Origin of the sequence: Rhodoplanes roseus (assembly GCF_003258865.1) — a bacterium.
Taxonomy (GTDB): Bacteria; Pseudomonadota; Alphaproteobacteria; order Rhizobiales; family Xanthobacteraceae; genus Rhodoplanes; species Rhodoplanes roseus.
Window position 1 is genome coordinate 1 of record NZ_NPEX01000483.1, and the last position, 2,660, is coordinate 2,660.

The following is a 2,660-nucleotide window of genomic DNA, read 5'->3' on the forward strand; positions in this document are numbered from 1 at the left end:
AGATCTGGGTGGTCGAGATGTCGGCGTGGCCGAGCAGCATCTGGACCGAGCGGAGATCGGCGCCGTTCTGCAGCAGGTGGCTGGCGAAGGCGTGGCGCAGGACGTGCGGGCTGATGCGGTCGGGCCGGATGCCGGCCGCGACGGCCAGATCCTTCAGCTCGCGGGCGGTGTGCTGGCGGGTCAGGTGGCCGCTCTCGCCGAACGACGGGAAGAGCCACTTGGCGCCCTCGTGCCGACCCGCCTCGGCGAGCGCCGCCAGCCACTCCTTCATGGCCGTGCGGGCGGCGTCGTTGAGGATGACCATGCGCTCCTTGTCGCCCTTGCCGCGCACCACCAGCATGCGCTCGTCGCGGCGCGCCGCGGCGGCCGGCAGCGCGATCAGCTCGGAGACGCGCAGGCCGGTGGCGTAGAGCACCTCCAACAGGCAGATCAGCCGCAGCGCCCGCAGCCGCTCGCCGGTCGGCTGCGCGGGCCGGGCCGCCAGCGTCCGCGCCGTCTCGATCAGCCGGTCGACCTCGACGACCGAGAGGATCTTCGGCAGGCCGCGGCCGCGCCGCGGCCCCTCGATCACGGCGGCGGGGTCGTCCTTGCGAAACCCTTCGGCATAGAGGAAGCGGTAGAGCTGGCGGATCGCCGAGAGTTTTCGCGCCACCGACGTGGGCTTGAAGCCGCGTGCCGCGAGGCCGGCGACATAGGCCCGCAGATCCTCGGTGCGGGCTTCGGGAATCGTACGGCCGACCGCCTTCAGCCGGCCCGTCACGTCGGCGAGATCACGCGCATAGGCGTCGAGCGTGTTGGCGCCGGCGCCGCGCTCGGCCGCGATCATGTCCAGGAACAGGTCGACGTGCCGGTCGGCCGTGACGCGCGGCGCTTTCGGGCGGCCCCGGCGGGCGGGCTTCTTGGACGAGGCGGAGGCCTTGGCGGCCGGCTTTCCCGGGCTCGCCGCCTCGGCGGCAGGCTTGGGGGCAGGCTTCTCGGCGGCGGCCGGTTTCGCGGCCGGCGGCTTCGGCGCGGCTGGAGAGGCCGGCGGACGGCCGGGCCACGCGCCGCCCTTGGGGGGGCGCCCCATGCTCAGCGTTGCTGCTTGACGAAGCGGTCGGGCGGCACCGGCACGCTGATCTCGCGCGGCTTCACGTCGACGAACAGCGTGAGCGCCAGCATTCCCGCATAGACGAGACCGCCGATCAGCGCGACGACGGCGAGAAAGCGAAACAGGCTGGGCATCGGCGAGGTCCTGCGGCGCCTCGGGGCCGGGTCGGGATACCCGACTACGACCACGTTCGTCCGCGGCTTGCAAGGGGTGCGAGGACGGTGCGGCTCAGGCCCGCACGAGCGGCAGCTCAACCCGGAAGCAGCTCGGCGCGTCGGGCCGCGGCGCCACCGTCACGTCGCCACCGTGCAGGCGGGCGATCTGTCGCACCAGCGAGAGGCCGAGGCCGGCGCCCCGCGAATCGCCGGCGAGCCGGAAGAACGGCGTGAACACTTGCTCGCGTTGCGCCTCCGGCACGCCGGGCCCGGCGTCGGCGACGGTCAGCACGGCACGGCCGGCCTCGGTGCCGAGGACGACCTGCACGGGCGGCGCCCCGTGCCGCTCGGCGTTTTCCAGGAGGTTGCGGATCATCCGGCGCAGCAGGCGCGGATCGCCGGCGAGCGTCACGGGCGTCCCGTCGAGCGTGCAGTCGTAACGGGCACATTCCTCCGCCGCGAGCGCCAGGAGGTCGACCTCCTCGCTGGCCGGCGGCGTGGCGATGGCGTCGAGCCGGCTCGCCAGCAGGATCTCGTCGATCAGCCCGTCCAGCTCGGCGATGTCGCGCTCGATGTCGACGGAGTGGCGCGGATCGGAGCGCGTCTTCATCAGCTCGACGCCGAGCCGGATGCGGGCGAGCGGCGTGCGCAGCTCGTGCGAGGCGTTGGCGAGCAGCAACCGGTGCGCCCCGACCAGCTCCTCGATGCGCGCGGCGGCGCGGTTGAAGCTCGATGCGAGCCGCGCGACCTCGTCCTTGCCCTCGACCGGCACGCGGGCGGCGAGATGGCCGGCCCCGAGCGTCTCGACCCCGGCCTGCAGCGTCTCCAGCCGTCGCGTCAGCCCACGCACCACCGGAAAGGCGGCGACCGCCACCACCACGGCGATCAGCGCCAGCGCCGCCATCAGGGCCAGCACGGGGCTGCGATGGCGCGGCGGCGGCCGCGCCACCAGCCAGCGCTCGTCCGGCAGGCGGATCATCCAGGCGGGCCCGCCCGGGCCGTAGATGAAGCCGTTGTCGCGGCTCGAATCGGGCGGCGGCAGCGGGCCGCCCACCGCGGCGATGCGCCGGCGGGCCGGATCGTAGAGCGCGATATCGAGCCGCAGGCGCCGGCCGAGCTCCTCCACGGCCGCCTGCTGGCTTTCACGCGATGAATCGGCGGGCGGCAGCGCCACGGCGGCCAGCTCGCCGGCGAGCTCGAAGGCCTGCCCGACCGGCGGGCCGGCCGGCCCGAACCGCCAGATCGCCCCGGCGACCAGCACCAGCAGCACCAGCGCCCCGATCATGGTGAGGTAGATTTTTTGGTAGAGGCGACGCATCAGACCACTGCGCTCCTTACACCTCCCCCTGGAGGGGGGAGGTCGCCGAGCGAAGCTCGGCGGGAGGGGGTGACCGCCTCTCCGTCGCCTGCGGCTT

3 protein-coding genes are annotated in these 2,660 nt (G+C 73.9%); all 3 read right to left on the reverse strand.

Annotated features, from left to right (window positions below):
* A partial coding sequence (locus tag CH341_RS30460; RefSeq protein WP_245431326.1) for a tyrosine recombinase occupies positions 1-826 on the reverse strand: 826 nt, incomplete at its 3' end.
* A 245-nt stretch (positions 827-1,071) separates the two neighbouring features.
* Entirely contained in the window at positions 1,072-1,224 is a 153-nt protein-coding gene (locus CH341_RS30465; protein ID WP_111423274.1) for a histidine kinase, read from the reverse strand.
* A 94-nt stretch (positions 1,225-1,318) separates the two neighbouring features.
* On the reverse strand, positions 1,319-2,563 hold the full coding sequence (locus CH341_RS30470) for a sensor histidine kinase (protein ID WP_210208686.1): 1,245 nt from the start codon (positions 2,561-2,563) through the stop codon (positions 1,319-1,321).
* Positions 2,564-2,660: the final 97 nt, after the last annotated feature.

What these genes read in the sequence shown, in the direction of transcription:
- CH341_RS30465 (WP_111423274.1), bottom strand. Translation starts at nt 1,224, where the DNA reads ATGCCCAGCCTGTTTCGCTTTCTCGCCGTCGTCGCGCTGATCGGCGGT.
- CH341_RS30470 (WP_210208686.1), bottom strand. Translation starts at nt 2,563, where the DNA reads ATGCGTCGCCTCTACCAAAAAATCTACCTCACCATGATCGGGGCGCTG.